This is a genomic window from Streptomyces sp. NPDC058459 (genome assembly GCF_042721685.1).
Lineage (GTDB): Bacteria > Actinomycetota > Actinomycetes > Streptomycetales > Streptomycetaceae > Streptomyces.
Genome location: NZ_JBHXLV010000431.1, coordinates 1 through 1,161, shown reverse-complemented (window position 1 = coordinate 1,161; position 1,161 = coordinate 1). Strand labels below are relative to the sequence as shown.

Below are 1,161 nucleotides of genomic sequence, written 5' to 3'. Positions count from 1 at the left end.
AAGTAACGATGTTTCATGAGCGGGCCCTGGTGAAGGCGCTCTGTATGGATGGCCCTCGCCCCCGCGCTCGCGGGCCTGCTGACGGCGGGGGTGTCGGCGGCCGTGACGCGGTCCGAAGACGCGGTCGGCACGGCCGACTTCGGCGCGGCGCCGCGCTCCGGCGCCCCCTCGGAGCTGACATCACGTTCCGTGTCACCGCCGTGGGGGTGACGAAGGCGGGACAGGTCGAGGTGCCCGCTGATCCCGGGCGGGTGGGCTGGCACCGCTTCTCACCGGCCCCGGGGGAGGCCGCCGGCTCCTCGGTGATCGTCGGGCATGTCGATGCCAAGGGGCGCGGGCTGGGCGTGCTCGTCGCGTTGAGCAAGGTCCGGCGCGGCGACCCGGTGCGGGTTTCGCAGTCGGCCGGACCCGGCCCCGGCTACCAGGTCGTCTCCCGCCGGACCGTCGCCAGGAAGGACGTGGGAGAGGCCGGTGCGTCCCGTCTGGAGGGAACGCGGTTCCTGACGCTGATCACCCGCACCGGCCCCTGCGTCGGCGCGGAGGGCGGATACCTGAACAACCTGGTCGTGACCCCGGAAGCGGTGGAGCGATGACGGGAGTCTGGGCCGGATCTCAGATCCTTACCGCTAAGGTGGCGCCGGTGACCATCCCTTTGTCCGATGACCTGCTCGCCCACGGTTTCACCGAGGGGGACGAGGCATGTCTGAACGAGGCGTATCGCCGTTGGGGAGCGTTGCTCTTCACGATCGCCTCCCGCAAGCTCGGCGATCCTGAGGAGGCCAAAGACGTCACGCAGCAGGTGTTCGTGGGAGCCTGGCGGGGCCGCAAGAACTTCGACCACGAGCGTGGCTCGCTCAAGACGTGGCTGGTGGGCATCACGCACAAGAAGATCGCCGACGCGCTTGAGCGGCGGTCGCGACACACGCGGGACCAGCGCGCCGCTGCGGCCTTCGCCACTCCCGACAACGGAACGAACAGCACCACGACGGCCGACACGGTCGTTGATCACATCGTGATCATGGACGAACTCGACCAATTGCCCGCACCCCAGCAGACTGTCCTCAGAATGGCGTTCTACGAGGACTTGAGCCAGGCGCAGATAGCCGAGCGGACGGGTATGCCGCTGGGGACGGTCAAAAGCCATACACGGCGCGGGATGAT

At 68.6% G+C, this 1,161-nt stretch carries 3 protein-coding genes; all 3 read left to right on the top strand.

Annotated features, from left to right (window positions below):
• Window positions 1-48 precede the first annotated feature (48 nt).
• A complete protein-coding gene (locus tag ACFWN1_RS33390; protein ID WP_384370558.1) occupies window positions 49-210 on the top strand; it encodes a hypothetical protein in 162 nt (53 codons plus the stop codon).
• The gene (locus ACFWN1_RS33385) at window positions 207-593 is read left to right on the top strand and encodes a class F sortase (RefSeq protein ID WP_384370555.1); all 387 of its coding nucleotides are present in this window, start codon (window positions 207-209) and stop codon (window positions 591-593) included. The genes ACFWN1_RS33390 and ACFWN1_RS33385 overlap by 4 nt, the downstream gene beginning before the upstream one ends.
• A gap of 47 nt (window positions 594-640) precedes the next feature.
• On the top strand, window positions 641-1,161 hold a 521-nt coding region (locus tag ACFWN1_RS33380; protein ID WP_384370552.1), incomplete at its 3' end, for an RNA polymerase sigma factor.

Excerpts from the sequence above, each read along its gene's own strand:
- ACFWN1_RS33390 (WP_384370558.1), top strand. The coding sequence starts at position 49 with ATGGCCCTCGCCCCCGCGCTCGCGGGCCTGCTGACGGCGGGGGTGTCG.